The organism is Arthrobacter sp. StoSoilB20 (assembly GCF_019977295.1).
Taxonomy (GTDB): Bacteria; Actinomycetota; Actinomycetes; order Actinomycetales; family Micrococcaceae; genus Arthrobacter; species Arthrobacter nicotinovorans_A.
Genome location: NZ_AP024651.1, coordinates 1,627,041 through 1,648,450 on the forward strand (window position 1 = coordinate 1,627,041; position 21,410 = coordinate 1,648,450).

The following is a 21,410-nucleotide window of genomic DNA, read 5'->3' on the forward strand; positions in this document are numbered from 1 at the left end:
ATTCCGGCGCTGTTCGCGCCTCCAAACCAACTACCATTGGTAGGTGCTTTCGCCGATTACCGTCCGTCCCGCCCTGCCCGAAGACTACGACGCCGTTGCCCGCATTACGCAGGATTCCTACGTCACCGCTGGGTACTATGGCGACGCCGATCACCCGTACCTGCAGAAGCTCCAGGACGTGGCTGGACGCGCGGAGCATGCAGAAATCCTGGTGGCAGAGCGCAACGGGCAAATCATCGGCTCTGTGACGGCGGCACCTGCAGGCGGCGGTTTCTCGGACATCGGCCTCGAGGACGAGTTGGAACTCCGTACGCTGGTGGTGGATCCGGCAGTCCAACGCTCCGGAGCCGGCCGGGCCCTGGTGAAGGCCGTGGTGGATCAGGCCAAGGCCATGGACGGCATCAAGGGAGTATCCCTGACCACGGGTGCAACGTGGGAAAGTGCCAATGCCCTCTATGCGCGTACCGGCTTTGACCGTGCTCCGCACCGCGATTGGTTTGTTCCCGGCACCGACATAAAGCTGTTCGTTTACCGGCTGGACCTTCCAAACTCATAAAGTTTCCTTCGTAAACGCCGGTCACCGGACCGTGCGAAGCGACAGGAAGGCGCGGCATGCGCAAGACATTCGGCACGGGCTCGGTCTGGGAGCAGACCCTTGGATACTCCCGCGCAGTCCAGGTGGACAACACACTTTTCATTTCGGCGACGGCTGCGTCCGGGCTTGTCGATGGCAAACAGGGCATCGTTGGCGACGACTTCTACACCCAGACCAAGTACATCCTCGAGAAGCTCGGGACTGTTCTGGAAGACGCAGGGTTCTCCTACGAGGACGTGGTGCAGTCCAAGCTGTACCTGACGGACATCAGCAAGTGGGAAGATGCCGGCCGTGCGCATGGCGAAGTCTTCGGGGAGATCCGTCCCACCTTGTCCCTGGTGCACGTCCTGCCGTTCCTCGATCCGGACATGCTGGTGGAGATTGAACTCGTGGCGCAAAAGTCCGCGTAAGGTCAGGCCGGGACGCCGTACCGGTGTTCCGGCCGGCCCGTGGTCCCGTACCGCAGTTGGATCTCGACGGCGCCATCGTCCGCCAGCGAGGAAAGGTACCGTTGCGCCGTGGCCCGGGAAACGCCGACGCGTTCAGCCACCTCGGCAGCTGAATACTGTTCACCGGGCAGCAGGGATTCGAGGACGGCAGCTTCGGTTGCCGAACGGGGTTTGGCGGCCGGCGTAACATCACCCGGGATCAGGGACCGCTTGGCCCGCTCAATGGTGGTTTGGTCCACAGCGGTTTGCTGGGCCAAAATCCGCCGGTATCTGGCGTAGGAGCGGAGCTGTTGGGACAATGACTCTGCGGTGAACGGCTTGAGCATGTACCCCAGGGCGCCGCGCCTGAAAGCCACCCTGATGGATTGGGCGTCAGAGGCCGCCGTGAGCATGATGGCATCCACGTCCAATTGGCCCAGAAGGTCCAGGCCGGAGCCGTCCGGCAGGTATACGTCCAGCAGCACCAGATCGGGGCGCAGGCTATGGATGGCCTGCAAAGCCTGGGACACCGACCCCGCCGGTGCCAAGGCCATGAAGCCGGCCACCGAATCCACATAGGCGGCGTGGAGCCTTGCAACGTGGAAGTCGTCATCCACAATCAGCACGCGTAAATCCTCAGCCATTGCTGTCCTCCCTCAACGTCGAGTCGGTTCCGGCAGCACCCTGTTCGGCAGCACCGCGCCCGGCCGCATCCATGACGCCGGGGATCGTTGCCATGAATACCGCGCCGGGGCCGCCGTGGCTCCCGGGATCCAGGACGCGGACCTCACCGCCGCGCCGCCGTGCAAGCTGCCGCACCAATGCCAGCCCCAAACCTTGTCCAGCCCCCGAGCGTACCGGTTGTGCCGACGTCGTAAATCCTTCCGCGAAGATTTCTTCAGCTTCCAGGCTCCCCAAACCGTCGCCGGAGTCACCCACCACCAGGTGCAAAGTCCCGCCGGTTGTGGTGGCGTCATCGAGCAGTTCGACCTCCACCCAGCGCTCGTCCGAGGAGCCTGCGACGGCGGCGCTCACCGCATTGTCGATCAGGTTGCCCAGCACTGTGGTCACGTCCTGTGGATCGGCAACGTGTCCACGGACCAGTGTTTCGGGTCCGATGCGCAGGGCCACGCCACGCTCCGAGGCCTCTACGCTCTTCGCTCCTACGAACGCCTGCAAGTAGGGGTCCTGAAGCAATTCGGCCTGCTCCAGCGGAAACTTCAACGGCCCTGTTGCCGAGATCCTGGCCAGGTACTCTTTGGCAGATTGGTACTGGCCGATGCTCATGAATCCGGCGATGGTGTGGAGTTGGTTGGCGAACTCGTGGCGCTGGGCGCGCAGTGCGGTGGACATGGTCCCCACGGCGTCGAGTTGACGGGTCAGCTGCTGCAGTTCGGTGCGGTCCCGCAACATGACCACCCAGCCCAGGTCCTCCTTGCGGTGCCAGGCCTTCCGTGCGCTGGCAACCAGGACGCGCCCGCCCGCCACGATTTCGACGGCTTCGGCATCCCGGGATGCCGGCTGGGTGAGCTGCTTGAGGTGTTCGGGAACGGCGGCGGAGACCCAGTCCTGGCCGGTGGCATCGGGCATGTCCAGGAGCCTGGCGGCTGCGGCGTTGAAAACGGAGATGCGACCATCCGCGGCGATGCCGATCACGCCGTCGTCCACGCCTTGAAGGACTGCCACTTGATCATGGACCAGGGTGCTGATTTCCTCGGGCTCCAAGCCGAGGGTGAGCCGCTGCAGCCTGCGCCGGAGCAGGAACGATGCCAACACGCCGGCCACCAAAGAACCCCCGGCAGTGAGGGCAATGGGTGCAATGTCCCGGGCAAGGCTGTTGCTGAGCGACTCCACGGAATAGCCCACACTGACTTCGCCCACAATGGCACCGGAAGCCCCCGGGGCGTAGACGGGTACTTTAGCCCCGGCGGACGGTCCCAGGGTTCCGGTGTTGCGCGTGGTGATTTCCTCTCCGGCAAGTGCCACGGAAGGATCCGTGCTGACCCGCTCGCCCAGCCGGGCGATCTCGGGGTGGGCCAGCCGGAGCCCGGTTTCGTCCGTGATGACCACGAACAATGCGCCCGTCCGGTTTCGCACGGCTTCGGCGGCAGCTTGGAGGGGGCCGGCCGCAAGGATATCCGGGGGAGGCGTTCCTTCTTCTTTGCTGATGGACTGGACGCCGGACCTGATATCCGGATCTGCAGCAACCGTCCTGGCAAGGGTGAGTGCCTGGTTCTCGGCTTCGTCGCCGATCCGTTCGTACACCAGCCACCCATGGACGGCACCGCTGAGCAGGACCACCAGCAGCACCACCCCAAGCTGGAGGAGGAGGGTTTGGGTGGAGAAACGCATGCTCCATTGAAGCACTGAGCACAATGCGCACAACCTTCGTAACGAGCAGTATTCCCAACAATTCCCACAAACCCCTCCCAGTGACGGGCGCCACCATATCGTCTGTAGTGCGCATCACACCGACGTGGCGCCATTCACAGTAGTAAGGAGCCGGCCGTGCTGGTTTTGCTTGGATTCGCAATGATTGCGGTATTCATGGTCCTGATCATGACCAAAAAGTTGACGCCAGTGTTGGCGCTGATCATCGTCCCTACCGTCTTCGGCCTTTTCGCCGGGGCGGGCCTCGGTATCGGACCCATGGTCATGGACTCCATGAAGTCCATGACGTCCACGGCCGCACTCCTGATGTTCGCGATCATTTACTTCGGCCTGATGATCGACGTCGGCCTCTTCGATCCCTTGGTGAAGTTCATCCTCCGCAAGCTGGGCAACGACCCCGCCAAGGTGGTCCTCGGCACGGCGATCCTTGCCGCAGCGGTTTCCCTGGACGGTGACGGCTCCACCACCTTCATCCTCACCACCGCCGCCATGCTGCCCGTATACCTGCGCCTCAAGATGAGCCCCGTGGTCCTCACCTGCGTGGCGGGCCTGGCCAACGGCACCATGAACATCCTCCCGTGGGGCGGGCCCACCGCCCGCGCCGCAACCGCCCTGAAGCTCGATGTCAACGACGTCTTCGTCCCCATGGTCCCGTCCCTCATCGTCGGCCTGATCGTTGTCCTGGTCTTCGCCTGGCTGCTCGGCCTGCAGGAACGCAACCGCCTCCGCACCACCGCTCCTGAGATCTGGGGCGACGTCGCCGATCCTTCAGAAGCGTTCGACGGCGGCACGGGCCGCGGCGGTGCCGTCACCGCCGGTTCCGGTGCAGGTTCAGGCGCCGGCCGGTTCGGCTTTGCCCGTAAGGGCTCAACCACTGCGGGCAAGCCAGGCACCGGCGGAGGCTCCGGCGTCGCGGTTCTTGAAGACCCGGCAACCCTGGTGGACGACCACGACACCGCCATGGCGGACACCGCGCTGGACCCCAACCGTGCCACGTTGCGTCCCAAGCTGTTCTGGTTCAACCTGGCCCTGACGGTCGCCGTCATGGTGGTTCTGGTGGCCAACATCGTTCCGCTGCCGTTCGTCTTCATGGTGGGCTCCGCCATTGCCCTGCTGGTGAACTTCCCCAAGGTCAAGGACCAGGGAGCGCAGCTGATCGCCCACGCACCTTCGATCGTCGCCGTTGTCAGCATGGTCATGGCAGCTGCAGTACTCACCGGTGTCCTGAACGGCACTGGCATGGTGAAGGCAATGTCCGAGTGGCTGGTCCAGATCATCCCCGCGGACATGGGCCCGTTCATGGCCATCATCACCGGCCTCCTCAGCATCCCCATGACCTTCTTCATGAGCAACGACGCCTTCTACTTCGGAGTCCTGCCGGTCCTCTCCGAAACCGCAGCACACTACGGCGTCGATGCCGTGGATATGGCCCGCGCCTCCATCACCGGGCAGCCATTCCACCTGCAGAGCCCCTTGGTTCCGGCCATCCTCCTGCTGGTCTCCCTGGCCAAGGTGGACCTGGGCGACCACCACAAGAAGGTCCTCTGGCGCACGGCAGTGATCTCGGTGGTCATGCTGGCAGTGGGTGTCCTGACCGGAGCGATCGGCATCGGCTGACCTGCCGCACAGAACCCAAACGCCGGTGCGCCGACAAAGCTATCCGGCCCGGACAATCCCCCGGAGGGCGGCCCAAAGTGGCCGCCTTCCGGCGCAAAAGAACCCAGACATCCTGCGCGTGCTGCTCCTTCGTCGCTTTGACGCACGCTTCCGGATGCCTGGGTCCTTTTGCGGGAGCACCCACGTCAGCCGGCGCACCAGCAAAGGAACCCTCGCACCACATCGCGAATCAAGCCCACCCAGCCCACGGCCCCAACCCAACGGGAAAGCAAAGTCCGACATGGTCCGCTCGAGGGTCTTTTTGTTTGGGGATCCCGGAGCAGCGTAGGGCGCCGGCCGCAAGGTGGGATGGGCAGGGAGGCGGCGGTCCGGAGACATCCTGCCGGTCGCGTCTAAGCGAGGCACGAGCGAGCGACCAAAGGATCGTGTCCGGGCAGTCGCCGCAGGCGAGCACTTTCCACATAGCCAACCCCGCCGTCTGACCGGCACACCCAATCCAAGTAGACTGGTTCGGAAAACCATTTGAACTTTGCAGGGGAGATCCATGGCTGCGATCAACCGTGACGACGTCGCGCATCTTGCGCGTCTGGCTCACATTGAAATGAGTGCCGAAGAACTGGACAGGATGGCTGTTGAGCTTGCTGTCATTGTGGATTCGGTGAAGAGCGTGAGCGAAGCTGCGGGGGAGGACGTCCCGGCGACGTCGCACCCGATTCCGTTGACCAATGTGTTCCGTGAGGACGTTGTGGGCCACACGTTCACGGCGGAGCAGGCGTTGTCCGGCGCACCGGATGCTTACGAGAACCGTTTCAAGGTCCCCGCGATCCTGGATGAGGGCTAATCACATGACTGAACCGAAGAACGAACTCATCCACCACTCCGCTGCCGATCTCGCTGCGAAGCTGGCCGCCCGCGAGGTCACCGCCGTCGAGGTGACGCAGGCGCACCTTGACCGTATCGCCCTTGTTGATGGCGGAGCCGATGGTGTTCACGCCTTCCTGCACGTAAATACCGAAGAGGCTTTGGCTGTTGCGGCAGAGGTTGACGCTGCCCGTGCTGCGGGCGGTTCCGCGGCCGGAGAACTGCACGCCCTCGCCGGTGTACCCATCGCCGTGAAGGACCTCATCGTCACGATCGGGCAGCCGACCACGGCTGGTTCGAAGATCCTTGAGGGCTGGCACAGCCCGTACGACGCCACCGTGGTGAAGAAGCTGCGCGCGGCGAAGATGCCGATCCTGGGTAAGACCAACCTGGACGAATTCGCCATGGGTTCCTCCACGGAGCACTCGGCGTACGGCCCTACCCGCAACCCTTGGGACCTGAACCGGATTCCCGGTGGATCCGGCGGTGGCTCCGCTGCCGCCGTCGCCGCTTTCGAAGCGCCGCTGGCGCTCGGCACGGACACCGGTGGCTCCATCCGCCAGCCCGGTGCCGTCACGGGCACCGTTGGCGTGAAGCCGACGTACGGTGCGGTTTCCCGGTACGGCGCCATTGCCATGGCCTCGTCCCTGGACCAGATCGGCCCGGTCTCCCGTACGGTGCTGGACTCGGCGCTGCTGCAGGAAGTCATCGGCGGGCATGACCCCTTTGATTCGACGTCGCTGACCGATCCGTTCAACGATCTTGTTGCCGCCGCCCGCGTCGGCAACGTGGCCGGCATGAAGATCGGCATCGTCAAGGAACTTCACGGCGAGGGCTACCAGGCCGGCGTCGAGAACCGTTTCAATGAGTCCCTCCAGCTGCTCAAGGATGCAGGCGCTGAAATCGTCGAGGTTTCGTGCCCCAACCTGAAGTACGCCCTGGGCGCCTATTACCTGATCATGCCCTCCGAAGTGTCCAGCAACCTGGCCAAGTTCGACGGCGTCCGATTCGGTATGCGCGTCCTCCCCAAGGACGGACCCATGACCATCGAGCGCGTCATGGGTGCCACCCGTGCCGCCGGTTTCGGCGACGAAGTGAAGCGACGCATCATCCTCGGTACCTACGCGCTGAGCGCCGGCTACTACGACGCCTACTACGGCTCGGCGCAGAAGGTCCGTACGCTCATCCAGCGTGACTTCGATGCCGCCTTCGCCAAGGCCGATGTCCTGATCTCCCCGACGGCGCCCACCACGGCGTTCAAGCTGGGCGAGAAGCTGGATGATCCCTTGGCTATGTACCTGAACGACGTCGCCACCATCCCGGCCAACCTCGCCGGTATTCCGGGTCTGTCCCTGCCAGGTGGCCTGGCTGATGAAGACGGCCTGCCCGTTGGCATCCAGTTGCTGGCTCCTGCCCGCCAGGACGCCCGCCTGTACCGTGTGGGCGCAGTCCTCGAATCAATGCTTGAAGAGAAGTGGGGCGGTCCGATGCTTGCGCAGGCGCCTGCTCTCGGTGCAGTATCCAACACCGCCGGAGGTTCCAACTAATGTCCGTCGACGCAACCCTGAGCTTCGAAGAGGCCATGGAGAAGTACGATCCCGTTTTGGGGTTTGAGGTCCATGTGGAACTCAACACCAAGACCAAGATGTTCTCCTCCGCGCCGAACGTTTTCGGTGACGAACCGAACACCAACGTCAACGAGGTTGACCTGGGCATGCCCGGCGTCTTGCCCGTGGTGAACAAAACGGCTGTGGAGTCCTCCATCAAGATCGGCCTTGCCCTGAACTGCAAGATTGCCGAGTCCTGCCGCTTCGCCCGGAAGAACTATTTCTATCCGGACACCCCCAAGAACTTCCAGACCTCGCAGTACGACGAGCCGATCGCCTACGACGGTTACCTGGACATTGAGCTTGAGGACGGCACCGTCTTCCGCGTGGAGATCGAGCGCGCCCACATGGAGGAGGACGCCGGCAAGCTCACGCACATGGGTGGCGCGGCCGGCCGTATCCAGGGTGCCGATTACTCGTTGGTGGACTACAACCGTTCGGGTGTTCCGTTGGTGGAAATCGTCACCAAGCCCATTGAGGGTGCCGGCAGCCGGGCGCCTGAACTGGCCAAGGCCTACGTCGCCGCTGTCCGTGAGATCGTGAAGAACCTTGGCGTTTCCGACGCCAAGATGGAGCGTGGAAACGTCCGTTGCGACGCCAACGTTTCCCTCCGCCCGCATGGTCGGGAACGCTTCGGTATTCGTTCGGAGACCAAGAACGTGAACTCGCTGCGGGCCGTCGAGCACGCTGTCCGCTACGAAATCCAGCGCCACGCTGCCGTCCTTGACTCCGGCGAGCCGGTCATCCAGGAGACGCGCCACTGGCACGAGGACACGCGTTCGACGACGTCGGGCCGGCCCAAGTCCGACGCTGACGATTACCGCTACTTCCCGGAGCCGGACCTGGTTCCGGTTGTCGCCTCCCGTGAGTGGGTGGAGGAACTCCGCGCCACCCTTCCCGAGCCGCCGGCCGAGCGTCGCAAGCGCCTGAAGGAAGCATGGGGGTACTCGGACCTGGAATTCCGTGACGTAGTGAACGCAGGTGTCATGGATTCCATTGAGGAAACCATTGCTGCCGGTGCCTCCGCCGATGTTGCCCGTAAGTGGTGGATGGGCGAAATCGTAGGCCGCGCCAAGGTGGCCGACGTCGATCCTTCCGAGCTCGGTGTCACCCCGCAGGTCATTGTCGAGCTGAACAAGCTCGTTGAAGACGGCAAGATCAACAACAAGATGGCCACGCAGGTCCTGGACGGCGTGCTCGCCGGCGAAGGAACTCCGGCGGAGATCGTCGAGAAGCGTGGCCTTGCGGTTGTCTCCGACGACGGTCCTCTCTTGGAAGCGATCGACGCAGCACTGGCAGCACAGCCGGATGTCGCCGAGAAGATCCGTGGCGGCAAGGTCCAGGCCATCGGTGCAATCGTTGGCGGCGTCATGAAGGCCACCCGTGGCCAGGCAGACGCTGGACGCGTCCGCGAACTCATCCTTGAGAAGTTGGGCGTCCAAGGCTAAGCACCCGCTCTTCCCTTCAAAGTAGGCCGCAGTTCTTACTGCGGCCTACTTTGCTTTGGGCGCACAATGGATCCATGGCCACATTGTCACCCAGCTTCCGGAAGGTCCTTCTGGCCGGCGGAATCGCCGTTGCCTTGACCGGCGGCGGGGCCGCCGCCGTGTGGGCGGGCACCCAACCCAGCCCTTCGCCGTCGAGCGCTTCTGCCTCACCCGGTCCGTCCGCGTCCGCTAAATCCGACCCCACCGAAGGCCGCGGGCAGCCAATCCATGGCGAACACGTGGTGAAGCAGCAGGATGGGAGCTACCGCACCGTGGTTACCCAGGCTGGAACCATCGATGCCGTGAGCGCTTCGGAGGTGACTGTGAAGAGCGAGGACGGTTTCAGCCAGCGCTACGCGATCAAAGCGGAGACGCGGATCGCCAAAGTTTCTGCGGGGACCTCGGAGCCGGGGAATGGCAAAGGCAGGCCGTCACTGACGTCGGCCACGGCGGCTGACCTCAAAGCCGGCGATGCCGTGCGCATCAGCGGCACCAAGGATGGCGGCTCAGTGACAGCCACCAGGATCGTCTCCGGCGATCTGCCGGTTGGCATCAAAGGCCATGGGCACCAGCGTGGGCATGGGCACAAGTAGGTCAAAGCCGCGCAGCTAGAGGGCCACCGTCCTGAAACCGAGGTTGCCGCTGGCTGAGTCCGGCGTGTTTGAGCTCCGTGCGGCGAGGCGGTAGCGGTTGCAATAGGAATCGTGGCAGAGGTATGAGCCGCCGCGCATTACCCGGCCCCGGCCGATGCTGGGCCCTTGCGGGTCCTGGACGGTTCCCTGTGCGTGGCAGGTTTTGTAGTACTTGGGCAGGAACCAGTCGCTGCACCATTCCCACACATTCCCGCTGGTTTGGTACAGCCCGTAGCCGTTGGGGTTGAACGCTTTTGCGGGCGCGGTGGTGAGGTAGCCGTCCTCCACTGTGTTGCGGGTCGGGAAGTCGCCCTGCCAGATGTTGCAGTTGTGGCCCTCTGTTGTTGCTGTGGTGGAGTGCAGATCGTTGCCCCAGGGATAGCGCTGCCCTGACAGCCCGCCGCGTGCGGCATATTCCCACTCGGCTTCCGTGGGAAGCCGGCGACCCGCCCATTGGCAGTAAGCCAGGGCGTCGTTGTGGGACACATGGGTAACGGGGTGGTCCGGGATGTCGGACCAGTGGGAGAGCTTGCCTGCGGGATGGGCCCAATCCGCTCCACGGACATTGAGCCACCAAGGAACGTTGTTGACCCGGTTCAAAACGTCCTGGCTGTTGGCCTCCACGGCAAGGTGGAACACTGCTGATGTTCCGTAGATCTCCGACTCCGTGCGGTGGCCGGTGGCATCGACGAAAGCGGCGAACTCTTCGTTGGTCACGGTGGTGGCGCTGATCCGGAACTGTGAGACCGACACCTCGTGCAGGGGTGATTCGCCGTCGTCGTCGTAACCCTCGTTGAAGGGATCGCCCATGGAAAACGTTCCGGCAGGGATGTCGACATCGTTGGTTCCGTCGCCGCTTACGGCTGGGACAGCGGTCGAAGCGGAAGGCTCGACGGCAGCGCCCGGGTCCCGGTGTCCGCCCGCCGGGCGCAGGGGCAGTGCCGGCCCGGGCGCGGGGTGTTCCCGGGCACCGGCGCCCGGGCTGCAGCAATCTGCCATGTCCACCTTCTGTCTGAAAATCCAACTGCTTGTACTTTAGCGGGGCCGGGTGGCCTGCCGGAGGCTCCTTCCCTGCCCTCGCCTCAACCAGGCACCCGTTACCGCCCCGCGCCACTACCCCCCGCGCCACAGTGAGCCAACCCCACCGAAGTGATGAAAAGTGATTTTTGCGATCACTTTCAATCATGTTCTTGCAAAAAGAGATCCTTGTCACTTATGGTTTGTTAAACGGTTAACGAGCGTGGCTTGGATCACATTGCTGATACGGGCTCAACACTTGAGGAGACAGCATGAACTCGACGACGGAACAGGCCCCGGCACTGCCGGAGGCCCGCGGGGTCGCGACGCCGGCACGGGGGAGCACCCCTGGATCTGCGAAGAAGCGGAAGAGGAACAAGCCCCCGCAGCAGAGTTTCCGGTCCCGTCTGCGGCGCGACAAGCAGATGCTGCTCATGATGGTCCCGGGTGTGGCGTTCCTGCTGCTCTTCTTCTATATCCCCATCCTGGGCAACGTCATCGCGTTCCAGGACTACCAGCCCTATTTGGGCATCGGTGACAGTCTGTGGGTCGGCGGGCAGAACTTCGTGGACCTGTTCGGAAACCCGGACTTCATTCACGCTTTCTGGAACACCTTGTACCTGGCCGGCTGGCAGTTGGTGTTCCTGTTTCCGGTTCCCTTGGTACTGGCGCTGATCGTGGACTCGTTGGTCAGCACCCGGGTCCGGCGGATTTTCCAGAGCATCGCTTACCTCCCGCACTTTCTGTCCTGGGTTCTGGTGATCGCGTTCTTCCAGCAGATGCTCGGCGGCGCAGGCTTCGTCAATAACCTGCTGAGGGACTGGGGCATGGACCCCATTCCGTTCATGACCAATCCGGAAACCTTCCCGGTAATGGTGGTTGTCCAAATGATCTGGAAGGACGCCGGGTGGGCAATGATCATCTTCCTGGCAGCCCTTGCCAGCATCGATGCCTCCCTTTATGAGGCTGCTGCTGCCGACGGCGCTGGTCGCTGGCGCCGGATGTGGCACATCACCCTTCCGGGTTTGAGGCCCGTGATCGTACTTTTGCTGATCCTGCGCATCGGCGACATCCTCTCGGTCGGCTTTGAACAGTTCATCCTCCAGCGCGACGCTGTCGGTGCTGGAGCCGCGGAAGTGCTGGACACCTTCACTTACTACACCGGCGTGGTGGGCGGCGGCTGGAGCTCAGGTGCCGCAGCCGGGCTGGCCAAGGGAGTGGTCAGCGCCCTTTTGATCTACGGCGCCAACAAACTTGCCCACCGCTTCGGCGAAGACGGCATCTTCGCAAAACAAGTGCGCTGAAAGCCACGCTGACCCTCGCGCCTGCCGCACAAGGAGAAACCCATGGCAACAACACTTTTCACCAGGAAACCCCGGGAACTTACCTACAACCCCAAGCGCCCGGTCTGGAAGGAAAAGCCTTCCGCCCTTTACCAAACGATCAAAGCAGTAGTGCTGGTCGTCTTCAGCTTGTCCATCCTCACGCCCATCCTGCTGGTGGTCTCGACGTCCCTCGCTGACACAGAGCAGTTGGTGAAGGCAGGCGGATTTGTCCTCTGGCCCGAACGCCCAACGTTGGAGGCCTACGCCACCATCTTCAAAGGCCCCATGGTGCTCCAATCACTTGGCGTGAGCATGCTGGTCACAGCAGTAGGGACCATCCTGGCGCTCTTCGTGACCATCACCATGGCCTACGCCACCAGCCGTACCGTCCTCTTTGGCCGCCCCGTGATTCTCGCCGTCCTGTTCACCCTCCTGTTTGCTCCGGGGCTGATCCCGTCGTTCCTGATGATCCGGCAACTGGGCCTGTTGGACTCGCTGTGGTCCTTGATCCTGCCGGGCATCTTTGGAGCCTTCAACTTTGTGGTGATGCGGTCATTCTTCATGAACATCCCCGGTGAACTGATCGAAAGTGCCAGGATCGACGGCGCCAACGACTGGCAAATCCTTTGGCGCATCGTGATGCCACTGTCCAAAGCCGTGATCGCCGTGGTCGGGCTGTTCTACGCGGTCGGTTTCTGGAACTCGTTCTTCAACGCGCTCCTCTACATCAACGATCACAGCAAGTGGCCCATCCAGTTGCTGCTCCGCAATTTCGTGGTCCAAGGCAGCGGGGCGGCTGACCAATTGGGAATCACCACTACGCCGCCGCCGCAGTCCATCCAGATGGCCGTGGTCGTGGTGGCCCTGGTCCCCATCCTGATGGTCTACCCCTTCCTGCAGAAGCACTTTGCCAAGGGCGTCATCACCGGCGCCGTCAAGGGCTGACAGCCTCCCGAACTCCAGAAATACCCAAGCACTCAAACCTCAGAGAAAAGCAAGTAACCAGAAAGGGTTATGCCATGACGAGCACTACCTCCCAGGCTGGATTCAGCCGACGCGGTTTCCTTGGCCTCGCAGGCCTGGCCGTGACCGCTGCAGGCCTGTCCGCCTGCGGTGGCGGCGGAGCATCGGGCAGTGGAGGCGCCGCTGCCTCCGCTTCGGTCAAGTTGCCCACCTACAAGGAATTCACCGGCGTTACCCCGGATATTGCGGGCAACGCCAAGGGCCTCCAAGCCGGCTACTTCAAGCTGCCCAACGCCGTGCAGTCCGTGAAGACACCGCCGCTCAAGGGCAAAGTGACCGGCCTGACCGAAACGTTCGACACCATGAGCCCCGGCATGAAGGACAATCCCTTCTGGCAGCGGCTCAACACCAAGCTCGGCGGTGACCTGGAGCTTCAGATCGCCGAAGACATCGGAGACGGCTACCCGGCAAAGTTCGCCACCGTCCTGGCCAGCAACGATCTGCCGGACATGATGTGGGTTCCGCCGAACCAGGGTATCCCCAACGTCGGGCCCATGCTGGAAGCCAAGTTCCAGGACCTGACGCCGTACCTCTCCGGTGACGCCGTCCTTGAGTACCCCAACCTGGCTGCACTGAAGCCCGATTCCTGGAAGACCGCCGTCGTGAACGGCAAGATCTGGGGAGCTCCCATCCCGAGCACCCCGTTCGGCCAGGTGTACCTTGGCAACCACGACATGTGGGCGAAGGTGGGCGGCTTTGAAGCGGCAAGCGCCGATGAGTTCCTGGACAAAGCCAAGGAGCTGACCCGTCCCGGTGACCAGCAATATGCGTTGGAACCGGCCTACATCAATGCCCTTCACATGGTCACCGAATGGTTCGGGGCCCCCAACAGCTGGGCTGTGAACAAGGACCGCACCCTTACCCACCTCTACGAGACAGACGAGTACCTGGCCGGTGTGGAGTTCACCGCCAAAATGTTCGCAGCCGGCGTGTTCTACCCGGACTCCAAGGCAACGGACATCCGCTCACGTGTCGCCAACGGCAGCGTGGCAGCCCAGGTAGTGGTTGGCCCGCACGATATCCGGAGCTACCGCGCGCTGAACAAGACCGCCCGGTTCGATGTCCTCATTCCGTTCAGTGCCGACGGCAAGGTCAAGCCGGTCTACGACATGGGTTACGGCACGGTGGGCTTCACGCCGTTCAAGAAGGCCGAGGAAGGGAAGATCCGTGAACTGCTCTCCCTCATCAACTACCTGTCCGCCCCGTTCGGCACGGTGGAGTACATGCAGAAGAACTTCGGCGAGCTGGGCGAGGATTACACCATCGACGGTTCGGGCAACCCGGCACGCACCGAGACCGGAACCACCAACGCGCCCGGCCTGGTCTCGGCTTTGAACATTATGTCCAGCCCGGAGAACGTCATCTTCAACCCGGGGTTCGACGACGACACGCGATACGTCAGCCAGCAGGAAGAAAAACTGCTTGAGTTCGCATGGCGCAACCCCACCAACGGTTCCTACTCGGACACCAACGCCAAGGTAGGCGCCAAAATCACGAAGCAACTGCGGGACAAGGTAGTGGACATCATTACCGGCCGCGCCAAGGTGGACGAGCTCAAGGACGCTGTGAAGCGTTGGAAGAGCGAAGGCGGCGACAAGATGCGCGAGGAATACCAGGCCGCGTTGGACCCGAATGTGCCGGTATTCAGGAGCTAGCCTCAAACAAACAACCAGCCAGTGCCGGAAACCACTGGCGGACAACGAACACAGCAGGGGGAACCATGGCAAAAGCAAGCACCACCGGAGTCCGGCCCACCATTCGCATGGTGGCCGAACTGGCGGGCGTGTCCACCGCCACGGTCTCCTACGTGTTGTCCGGACGCCGCGGTGATGGCGGCCCCGGTGTTTCGGACCCGACGGCGGAGAAGGTCAAGGCGGCCGCGGAGCGGCTTGGCTACCGCCCCAACCAGGCAGCCCGGGCCATCCGGACGGGCCGCACCAACACCGTGATCCTTTCTCTGACCATGCTCTCCGATCCGTGGTCGTTGTCGGTGATCGAGGCCGTTCAAAAGGCGGCCGCCCCGTTGGGAATCACCCCGATGATCCTTGGGGACGCCGACTGGGTCAAGGTCCTTGGCACGCACAATGCCGACGCTGTGTTCGTCGACGCCGTCCGTCCTGATCAGAGGGAGGCCTTGCGAAAACTGGCAGGGCACGGAACCACGCTGGTGGTCTTTGACGAGAACGTGAATGCGGAAGGCTTCGACGTCATCCGATCCATCGCCGGACCCGGCTGCCGCATGGCCGTGGAGCACCTGCTCCACGGCCATCGCAGGGTCGCCTGCCTGACTCCTGCTACGGCGGCCGGCACATCCGGTGGCACCAGGTACCGCGCGTACGCAGAGGCACTGGAGCACGCGGGGATTCCGCAACGCGAGGACTACGTGGGGTTGTTCGATGGCACCAGCGCCGGGGCCTATGCGGCAGCAACCCGCGTGCTCAGCCTGCCGGACAGGCCCACAGCCATCTACGCCACCACGGATTATGCCGCAGTCAGCGCCATCAACGCCGCCCAGAGATTGGGCCTGGCGGTAGGCACCGACGTAGACATCATCGGCGTGGGCAACACCGTGGAGGGCGAAAGGATGTCGCCCTCCCTCAGCACAGTTGGTCCAGTGGATTTCTTCGACAAACTTGCCCGGCTGCTCCTGCGCCGGGCGACAGGACCGGCCGATGCCGGCACCGCGGAGGAGCCCGGTGTCCTGGACTTCCCCTGGCACTTGTTCGTGCGTGAATCGGCGCCGCACCGCAGCGCCGCAACCAGACTCTACTAAGCAACAGAAGAAGGAAGCTGCACACCATGGAAAAGGATTTGAAGGTCGGCATCGTTGGTTTCGGCCTGCGATCGGGGCTGTGGAAGCATGCCCACAAGCCAGGCCAGGGCTCTGAGGTCACCATCGTTTGCGACCTCAGTGAACGCGGCCGGGCAGACGCTGCAGAACGGATTCCCACCGCCCGCGTCACGGGGGATCTCGAGGAACTCATGGCCAGTGGGATCGACGCTGTCCTGGTCCTGACCCCGGACAACCAGCACGCCGCCGTCGCAGTCCGTACGCTCAAGGCGGGAATCCCTACCTTCTGCGAGAAGCCCCTGGACATCACCATCGAGGCTGCGGACTTGATCCTCAAGACCGCCTATGAGACCGGCACCCGTCTTTACGTCGGCCACAACATGCGGCACATGCCGGTTGTAGTACAGATGCGCCAACTCATCGAGGAAGGCAGGATCGGCGAGGTCAAAGCGGTCTGGTGCCGCCACTTCGTGGGCCACGGTGGCGACTACTACTTCAAGGACTGGCACGCCCAACGGGCAAACGTCACCTCGCTCCTGCTCCAAAAGGGTGCCCATGACATCGACGTGATCCATTGGCTGGCCGGGGGATACACCAAGCGGGTTTCCGCCGTCGGAGATCTGGCCGTATACGGCGATGTATCCAACCGGAGCAACAACGCCGGCAAGCGCATGGGGGACTGGTTCTCCATGGACAACTGGCCGCCCACCGAGCAGAAGGACCTGGCGGAGGTGATCGACGTCGAGGACATTTCCATGATGAACATGGTCCTGGACAACGGTGTGCTGGCTTCCTACCAGCAATGCCACTTCACCCCGGACTATTGGCGCAACTACACCGTCATTGGCACCAAGGGGCGCATTGAGAACCTTGGCGACGGGCCGGGAGAGACCATCAATGTATGGACCAGCCGGTCCTCCGGCTATGCCGTACCGGACGAGGTCATCACCATCGAGGATGGCGAAGGCGGCCACGGCGGTGCGGACCCGCGCCTGATCGGGGAGTTCCTGCAGTTCGCTTCCGAAGGCGGCCGGACCCAAACAAGCCCCATTGCGGCGCGGCAGGCAGTGGTGGCCGGCATCCTGGCGGCGGAATCACTGCGTGGTGACGGCTCTGCCCGGGAGGTGCCGGAGCTGCCTGCGGAGCTGGTGGCGTATTTCGACGCCGGACAGCCCGCCTTGGTCCGCGACTGACCCGGGCTGCCCGGTCCGCGATGGTCAGCCGTGGTCAGTGCCGGCCGGACAGTTCCACAAGCTCGGTCATGACGGTTTGAAGTGACTCGCAAACCGTCATGACCGATGTCCGCTTGAGCGTTTCGGGGCGGGCCAGGATGTCGATCTTGCGCACCGAATTCACTCCTGACAGTGGACGCAGCACCACCCCGGCATCGAGCACGCGGCGCGCTGTGAACCGCGGCAGCAGTCCGATTGCACCGCCCGCTGACACCAGCGCCGCAACCGTGGAATAGTCGTTGATCCGGTGCAGCACCTCGGCGGGCCTGCCACTAACGGCAACGACCGCGGCAAGGACGTCCGCGGGGGAGTAGCCGTCACGGCTGGTCACCCAGGATTCACCCACGACGTCGGATGGTTTCAGTTCCGCACGGTCCGCCAGGGGGTGATCCGCGGGGAGGGCGATGTCCAGGGGCTCGTCGGCGAGGGGAATCACGGCCACCTTGTCTTCGGGCCACTGGGGGCTGTTGTCCATTCGGTGCGCCAAAACCAAGTCATAGCGGGCCGCCAACCCCGGGAAATCCTCCTGGGCAACATCCTCATCGGACAGGCGCAGGCGCGGTGACATCCCGCCGTCGGACGCTGTTCCGGATGCCAGCAACGCCGCCAACGGGGCGAACAACGCCTGCCCGGCGCTATGGAAGGCGCTCACGCTCACCGGGGCGTCCGGAGCATCGTGGTACGCGCCGATGGCGGCCCGCGCATCTGCCATGGCATTGACGACGGCGGCACCTGCCTCTGCGAGGACGCGGCCTGCGTCGGTGAGCACCAGAGCCCGGCCCTCTTTGCGCGTCAGTGGCACGTCCACTGACTTTTGCAGCAAGGCGAGTTGTTGGGAAACAGCGGACGGGGTCACCATCAGGGTTTCTGCCACGGCCTTCACACTGCCAAGGTCGCCAAGCTCCCGGAGCATCTGCAACTGGTGAATTTCCATTAGCAAATCCTAAATCGTTGATTGAGAAGAATCTAGTTGTGCTAAATCGTTGGCGGAGCTCTAATGGACTCAGCAGCAGCGAAGCAGCCCCAGCCAGTGAGGAATCCCATGAAGGCTCTCTACAAATCCGGACCCCACGCAGGGTTCGAACTCGTCGAACGTCCCGAGCCCGAAGCGGGCCCCAGCGACGTCAAGATCCGTGTGATGACCACCGGCATCTGCGGCACCGACCTCCACATTCAAAGCTGGGACGCATGGGCGCAGGGCATCATCGAAACCCCACTCATTGCCGGACATGAGTTCTACGGCGAAGTGGTGGAAATCGGCGAGGATGTCCGCGACGTCAAAGTAGGGGACAGGGTCTCCGGCGAGGGCCATGTGGTCTGCGGAATCTGCCGCAACTGCCGCGCCGGACGCCGCCAGATGTGCATCCACACCGTGTCCGTCGGTGTGCAGCGCGATGGTGCTTTCGCGGAGTACGTGGTGATTCCGGAAACCAACGTGTGGGTCCACCACGACGAATCCGTTACCCCGGAACTCGGAGCGATTTTCGACCCCTTCGGCAACGCCGTCCACACGGCACTGAGCTTCCCGCTGGTTGGCGAAGATGTGCTCATTACAGGTGCCGGACCCATCGGGCTGATGGCCATCGCCGTCGCCCGTCATGCCGGTGCACGCAAGATCGCCATCACTGACGTCTCAGCCCCGCGGCTGGAACTGGCGCGGCAAATGGGTGTAGACCTGGCCGTCGACGTCTCCAAGATGCGCGTCCGCGAAGCCCAGCAGGAACTGGGCATGCGCGAAGGATTCGACATCGGCCTGGAAATGTCGGGACACCCCACGGCGCTGCCTGAGATGATCGACAACATGAACCACGGCGGACGCATCGCCATGCTCGGGCTCCCCAGCCAGTCCATCGATATTGACTGGGCCAAGGTAGTCACGCACATGCTCACCCTCAAGGGCATCTACGGCCGGGAGATGTTCGAGACCTGGTACGCCATGAGCGCCATGCTGTCCTCCAACCCCGTGCTCCACCGCAGCATCTCCGCGGTGGTCACGGACAAACTGTCGGCAAAGGACTGGGAGAAGGGCTTCGAGATCGCCCGCAACGGCACCGGGGGCAAAGTGGTCCTCGACTGGACCGAACTCTAATCCCACTCGGACTGCCACCCGACCATCCTTGCCCCGGACACCCCCAACTTTAGGAGTACCCATGTATTCAGCCATCAAAGACCAGCTGCAGGGCGAACTGGAGGAGATCCGCGGCGCCGGACTCTTCAAGACCGAACGCCACATCGATTCCCCTCAGGCCAGCCACATCGCCGCCGGGCAGCTCGGCCAGCCGGCCAACAAGGTCCTCAATTTCTGCGCCAACAACTACCTCGGCCTGGCAGACCACCCGGACATCATTGCCGCCGCCAAGACAGCCATGGACGAGCGCGGCTTCGGGATGGCATCGGTGCGTTTCATCTGTGGAACCCAGGACCTGCACTTGGAACTCGAGGGCCGCGTCTCGAAGTTCCTTGGTACTGAGGACACCATCCTCTTCTCCAGCTGCTTTGACGCCAACGGTGGCGTTTTCGAGTCCTTGTTCGGCCCGGACGATGCCATCATCTCCGACTCCCTGAACCACGCCTCCATCATTGACGGCATCCGCCTGAGCAAGGCCAAGCGCTTCCGCTACGCCAACCAGGACATGGCCGATCTCGAAGCCAAGCTGGTGGAGGCTTCGGGGTCGCGTCGCAAGATCATCGTCACGGACGGTGTGTTCTCCATGGATGGCTTCCTTGCACCACTTGAAGCAATCTGCGACCTCGCCGAGAAGCACGATGCACTGGTCATGGTGGACGACTCCCACGCCGTCGGCTTCATGGGCCCCACCGGCGCCGGCACCCCCGAACACGCCGGTGTCTCCGAGCGTGTGGATATCTACACCGGCACCTTCGGCAAGGCACTTGGCGGCGCCTCGGGTGGCTACGTTTCCGGCCGCGGCGAGATCGTTGCGATGCTCCGCCAGAAGGCCCGCCCGTACCTGTTCTCCAACTCCCTGGCCCCGGCAATCGTCGCGGCCACCATCAAGGCCATTGAACTGGTTCAGGAATCCGGCGAACTCCGCACCCGACTCTTTGAGAACGCGGCTTTGTTCCGCCGCCGCATGAGCGAGGAAGGGTTCGAGCTCCTCGACGGCGAGCACGCCATCATCCCCGTGATGTTCGGTGACGCCGTGATGGCCGCCAGGATCGCGGACGAAATGCTCAACAACGGCGTCTTCGTCACGGCCTTCAGCTTCCCCGTGGTGCCCAGGGGTGCGGCCCGGATCCGTGTGCAGCTCTCCGCCGCCCACAGCGCGGACGACGTCGAAGCCTGCGTCCAGGCGTTCGTCAAGAGTCGCGCCGCAGTCGCCTAAGCCCTCGCTCACATCTCCCGGGGGTTTGGGTGGATCCTCTCTCACGTCCCCTGGGGTTTGGGGTGTTCCTCTCTCACGTCCCCCGGGGGTTTGGGGTGTTCCTCTCTCACGTCCCCCGGGTTTTGGGGTGTTCCTCTCTCATGTCTCCCGGGGGTTTGGGGTGATCCTCTCTCATGTCTCCCGGGGGTTTGGGGTGATCCTCGCTCACTTTCTTCAAGAAAGTGAGCGAGCGTCGGCTCCCGTCCTAAAGGTGCCGGAGGAATCTTTCCGGGGCGTCCAGAAATGATCGCCAATTGGTGACCAGGTCCAGATCCGACCATTGTCTGGACCGAAGACCCCAGTGCCCGACTTCAAGTATTTGGGCACCGGGAAGTGCGGCAAGCAAAGGCGAATGCGTAGACATGATGACCTGGGACTTGCCATCAACCAGCAACTCCTTGAGAACTGAGAGCAGGCTGAGGCAGCCATTGAACGACAACGCTGATTCCGGCTCATCCAATACCCACAATCCGGGCCCACGGAACCGGTCAACAGCGAGCTCGAGGAACGATTCGCCGTGCGACATGTCGTGGAAGGGCAAGTCGCCGTACGTGCTGGGGTTCTGCTCCAGATAGGTGAAAAAACCGTGCATGGTTTCAGCCCGAAGGAAGTAACCACGCTTGCTGCTTCCGGCGTTTCGGATGAGTTGCAGGTGGCTGCCCAGTTCGGATTCGGTGGATCTTGTAGTGTGTCGGGCCCCCGTTGAGCCGCCCTCCGGAGACAGACCGTAGGCCATGGCGATGGCCTCGACAACTGTCGACTTACCAGAACCGTTTTCGCCCACCAGGATTGTTGCAGGCGTCAGATCCAGACCTTGGTCCAGAAGCTGTGCCACCGGAGGAAGGCTGGCCGGCCACTGGCGGCGGTCCAGTGCTTTGGCGGGATCTTCCGCTACTCGCCGGATGGGATGGTTGCGGTGCATGCCGTCATTGTTGCAGTACTGGCCGAGGTTGAAGCCCAGGGACCCGGCGCGCATTGAAGGGTGTGGGATGTGAGAGATGGTTTCCCTGGAGCGCGTGGG

General features: G+C 63.1%; 19 protein-coding genes. 14 read left to right on the forward strand and 5 right to left on the reverse strand.

Annotated elements, in window-relative coordinates; translation table 11 throughout:
- The first annotated feature begins 43 nt into the window (after positions 1-43).
- Positions 44-556: a GNAT family N-acetyltransferase gene (locus LDN85_RS07300; protein ID WP_223945012.1), complete on the forward strand. Its 513-nt coding sequence runs from the start codon at positions 44-46 to the stop codon at positions 554-556.
- 56 nt (positions 557-612) lie between these two features.
- Positions 613-1,005, forward strand: coding sequence for a RidA family protein (locus LDN85_RS07305; RefSeq protein WP_223945013.1), 393 nt, complete (start codon positions 613-615; stop codon positions 1,003-1,005).
- Positions 1,006-1,007: 2 nt separating this feature from the next.
- On the opposite strand, the gene LDN85_RS07310 is transcribed toward LDN85_RS07305, so the two are convergent.
- Together LDN85_RS07310 and LDN85_RS07315 are read right to left on the reverse strand one after the other, a co-directional pair.
- Positions 1,008-1,667 (reverse strand): response regulator, encoded by a 660-nt coding sequence (locus LDN85_RS07310; RefSeq protein WP_026541437.1) that lies wholly within the window; start codon positions 1,665-1,667, stop codon positions 1,008-1,010.
- Entirely contained in the window at positions 1,660-3,375 is a 1,716-nt protein-coding gene (locus LDN85_RS07315; protein ID WP_223945014.1) for a sensor histidine kinase, read from the reverse strand. Before LDN85_RS07315 ends, LDN85_RS07310 begins: the two co-directional genes overlap by 8 nt.
- 156 nt (positions 3,376-3,531) lie before the next feature.
- Between LDN85_RS07315 and LDN85_RS07320 the strand changes: the two genes are divergently transcribed.
- The 5 genes from LDN85_RS07320 to LDN85_RS07340 all read left to right on the forward strand — a co-directional run bounded on the left by LDN85_RS07320 (position 3,532) and on the right by LDN85_RS07340 (position 9,579).
- Complete coding sequence (locus tag LDN85_RS07320) at positions 3,532-5,031, forward strand: CitMHS family transporter (RefSeq protein WP_223945015.1); 1,500 nt, start codon at positions 3,532-3,534, stop codon at positions 5,029-5,031.
- A 544-nt stretch (positions 5,032-5,575) separates the two neighbouring features.
- Complete coding sequence (gene gatC / locus LDN85_RS07325) at positions 5,576-5,872, forward strand: Asp-tRNA(Asn)/Glu-tRNA(Gln) amidotransferase subunit GatC (RefSeq protein WP_026541440.1); 297 nt, start codon at positions 5,576-5,578, stop codon at positions 5,870-5,872.
- Positions 5,873-5,876: 4 nt separating this feature from the next.
- Positions 5,877-7,439 (forward strand): Asp-tRNA(Asn)/Glu-tRNA(Gln) amidotransferase subunit GatA, encoded by a 1,563-nt coding sequence (gene gatA / locus LDN85_RS07330; protein ID WP_223945016.1) that lies wholly within the window; start codon positions 5,877-5,879, stop codon positions 7,437-7,439.
- On the forward strand, positions 7,439-8,947 hold the full coding sequence (gene gatB / locus LDN85_RS07335; protein ID WP_026541442.1) for an Asp-tRNA(Asn)/Glu-tRNA(Gln) amidotransferase subunit GatB: 1,509 nt from the start codon (positions 7,439-7,441) through the stop codon (positions 8,945-8,947). Before gatA ends, gatB begins: the two co-directional genes overlap by 1 nt.
- A 74-nt stretch (positions 8,948-9,021) precedes the next feature.
- Positions 9,022-9,579, forward strand: coding sequence for a DUF5666 domain-containing protein (locus LDN85_RS07340; protein ID WP_223945017.1), 558 nt, complete (start codon positions 9,022-9,024; stop codon positions 9,577-9,579).
- 15 nt (positions 9,580-9,594) lie between these two features.
- Here LDN85_RS07340 and LDN85_RS07345 read toward each other — a convergent pair whose 3' ends face one another.
- On the reverse strand, positions 9,595-10,617 hold the full coding sequence (locus tag LDN85_RS07345; protein WP_223945018.1) for a formylglycine-generating enzyme family protein: 1,023 nt from the start codon (positions 10,615-10,617) through the stop codon (positions 9,595-9,597).
- A 290-nt stretch (positions 10,618-10,907) separates the two neighbouring features.
- On the opposite strand from LDN85_RS07345, the gene LDN85_RS07350 reads away from it, so the two are divergent.
- From LDN85_RS07350 to LDN85_RS07370, 5 genes are all read left to right on the forward strand, one after another.
- Positions 10,908-11,939: an ABC transporter permease subunit gene (locus LDN85_RS07350; protein ID WP_223945019.1), complete on the forward strand. Its 1,032-nt coding sequence runs from the start codon at positions 10,908-10,910 to the stop codon at positions 11,937-11,939.
- Between the two features lie 42 nt (positions 11,940-11,981).
- Positions 11,982-12,905: a carbohydrate ABC transporter permease gene (locus LDN85_RS07355; RefSeq protein WP_026547142.1), complete on the forward strand. Its 924-nt coding sequence runs from the start codon at positions 11,982-11,984 to the stop codon at positions 12,903-12,905.
- Positions 12,906-12,979: 74 nt separating this feature from the next.
- Positions 12,980-14,638 (forward strand): sugar ABC transporter substrate-binding protein, encoded by a 1,659-nt coding sequence (locus LDN85_RS07360; protein ID WP_223945020.1) that lies wholly within the window; start codon positions 12,980-12,982, stop codon positions 14,636-14,638.
- A gap of 65 nt (positions 14,639-14,703) precedes the next feature.
- Complete coding sequence (locus LDN85_RS07365) at positions 14,704-15,756, forward strand: LacI family DNA-binding transcriptional regulator (RefSeq protein ID WP_026547143.1); 1,053 nt, start codon at positions 14,704-14,706, stop codon at positions 15,754-15,756.
- A gap of 17 nt (positions 15,757-15,773) precedes the next feature.
- Positions 15,774-16,967 carry a Gfo/Idh/MocA family oxidoreductase gene (locus tag LDN85_RS07370; protein ID WP_223945437.1) on the forward strand — a complete coding sequence of 398 codons (1,194 nt, stop codon included), beginning with the start codon at positions 15,774-15,776 and terminating at the stop codon, positions 16,965-16,967.
- Positions 16,968-17,001: 34 nt separating this feature from the next.
- Here the strand turns inward: LDN85_RS07370 and LDN85_RS07375 are convergent, their stop codons facing one another.
- Complete coding sequence (locus LDN85_RS07375) at positions 17,002-17,940, reverse strand: LysR family transcriptional regulator (protein ID WP_026547145.1); 939 nt, start codon at positions 17,938-17,940, stop codon at positions 17,002-17,004.
- 108 nt (positions 17,941-18,048) lie between these two features.
- On the opposite strand from LDN85_RS07375, the gene tdh reads away from it, so the two are divergent.
- Both tdh and LDN85_RS07385 read left to right on the forward strand, forming a co-directional pair.
- Positions 18,049-19,095, forward strand: a complete 1,047-nt coding sequence (gene tdh / locus LDN85_RS07380) for an L-threonine 3-dehydrogenase (RefSeq protein ID WP_223945021.1) — start codon at positions 18,049-18,051, stop codon at positions 19,093-19,095.
- A 61-nt stretch (positions 19,096-19,156) separates the two neighbouring features.
- Complete coding sequence (locus LDN85_RS07385; protein WP_223945022.1) at positions 19,157-20,350, forward strand: glycine C-acetyltransferase; 1,194 nt, start codon at positions 19,157-19,159, stop codon at positions 20,348-20,350.
- Positions 20,351-20,594: 244 nt separating this feature from the next.
- Here the strand turns inward: LDN85_RS07385 and LDN85_RS07390 are convergent, their stop codons facing one another.
- Complete coding sequence (locus LDN85_RS07390; protein ID WP_026541453.1) at positions 20,595-21,311, reverse strand: AAA family ATPase; 717 nt, start codon at positions 21,309-21,311, stop codon at positions 20,595-20,597.
- Positions 21,312-21,410 lie beyond the last annotated feature (99 nt).

What these genes read in the sequence shown, in the direction of transcription:
- LDN85_RS07305 (WP_223945013.1), top strand. Translation starts at nt 613, where the DNA reads ATGCGCAAGACATTCGGCACGGGCTCGGTCTGGGAGCAGACCCTTGGA.
- LDN85_RS07310 (WP_026541437.1), bottom strand. Translation starts at nt 1,667, where the DNA reads ATGGCTGAGGATTTACGCGTGCTGATTGTGGATGACGACTTCCACGTT.
- LDN85_RS07315 (WP_223945014.1), bottom strand. Translation starts at nt 3,375, where the DNA reads ATGCGTTTCTCCACCCAAACCCTCCTCCTCCAGCTTGGGGTGGTGCTG.
- gatC (WP_026541440.1), top strand. Translation starts at nt 5,576, where the DNA reads ATGGCTGCGATCAACCGTGACGACGTCGCGCATCTTGCGCGTCTGGCT.
- gatA (WP_223945016.1), top strand. Translation starts at nt 5,877, where the DNA reads ATGACTGAACCGAAGAACGAACTCATCCACCACTCCGCTGCCGATCTC.
- gatB (WP_026541442.1), top strand. Translation starts at nt 7,439, where the DNA reads ATGTCCGTCGACGCAACCCTGAGCTTCGAAGAGGCCATGGAGAAGTAC.
- LDN85_RS07340 (WP_223945017.1), top strand. Translation starts at nt 9,022, where the DNA reads ATGGCCACATTGTCACCCAGCTTCCGGAAGGTCCTTCTGGCCGGCGGA.
- LDN85_RS07345 (WP_223945018.1), bottom strand. Translation starts at nt 10,617, where the DNA reads ATGGCAGATTGCTGCAGCCCGGGCGCCGGTGCCCGGGAACACCCCGCG.
- LDN85_RS07350 (WP_223945019.1), top strand. Translation starts at nt 10,908, where the DNA reads ATGAACTCGACGACGGAACAGGCCCCGGCACTGCCGGAGGCCCGCGGG.
- LDN85_RS07355 (WP_026547142.1), top strand. Translation starts at nt 11,982, where the DNA reads ATGGCAACAACACTTTTCACCAGGAAACCCCGGGAACTTACCTACAAC.
- LDN85_RS07360 (WP_223945020.1), top strand. Translation starts at nt 12,980, where the DNA reads ATGACGAGCACTACCTCCCAGGCTGGATTCAGCCGACGCGGTTTCCTT.
- LDN85_RS07365 (WP_026547143.1), top strand. Translation starts at nt 14,704, where the DNA reads ATGGCAAAAGCAAGCACCACCGGAGTCCGGCCCACCATTCGCATGGTG.
- LDN85_RS07375 (WP_026547145.1), bottom strand. Translation starts at nt 17,940, where the DNA reads ATGGAAATTCACCAGTTGCAGATGCTCCGGGAGCTTGGCGACCTTGGC.
- tdh (WP_223945021.1), top strand. Translation starts at nt 18,049, where the DNA reads ATGAAGGCTCTCTACAAATCCGGACCCCACGCAGGGTTCGAACTCGTC.
- LDN85_RS07385 (WP_223945022.1), top strand. Translation starts at nt 19,157, where the DNA reads ATGTATTCAGCCATCAAAGACCAGCTGCAGGGCGAACTGGAGGAGATC.
- LDN85_RS07390 (WP_026541453.1), bottom strand. Translation starts at nt 21,311, where the DNA reads ATGCACCGCAACCATCCCATCCGGCGAGTAGCGGAAGATCCCGCCAAA.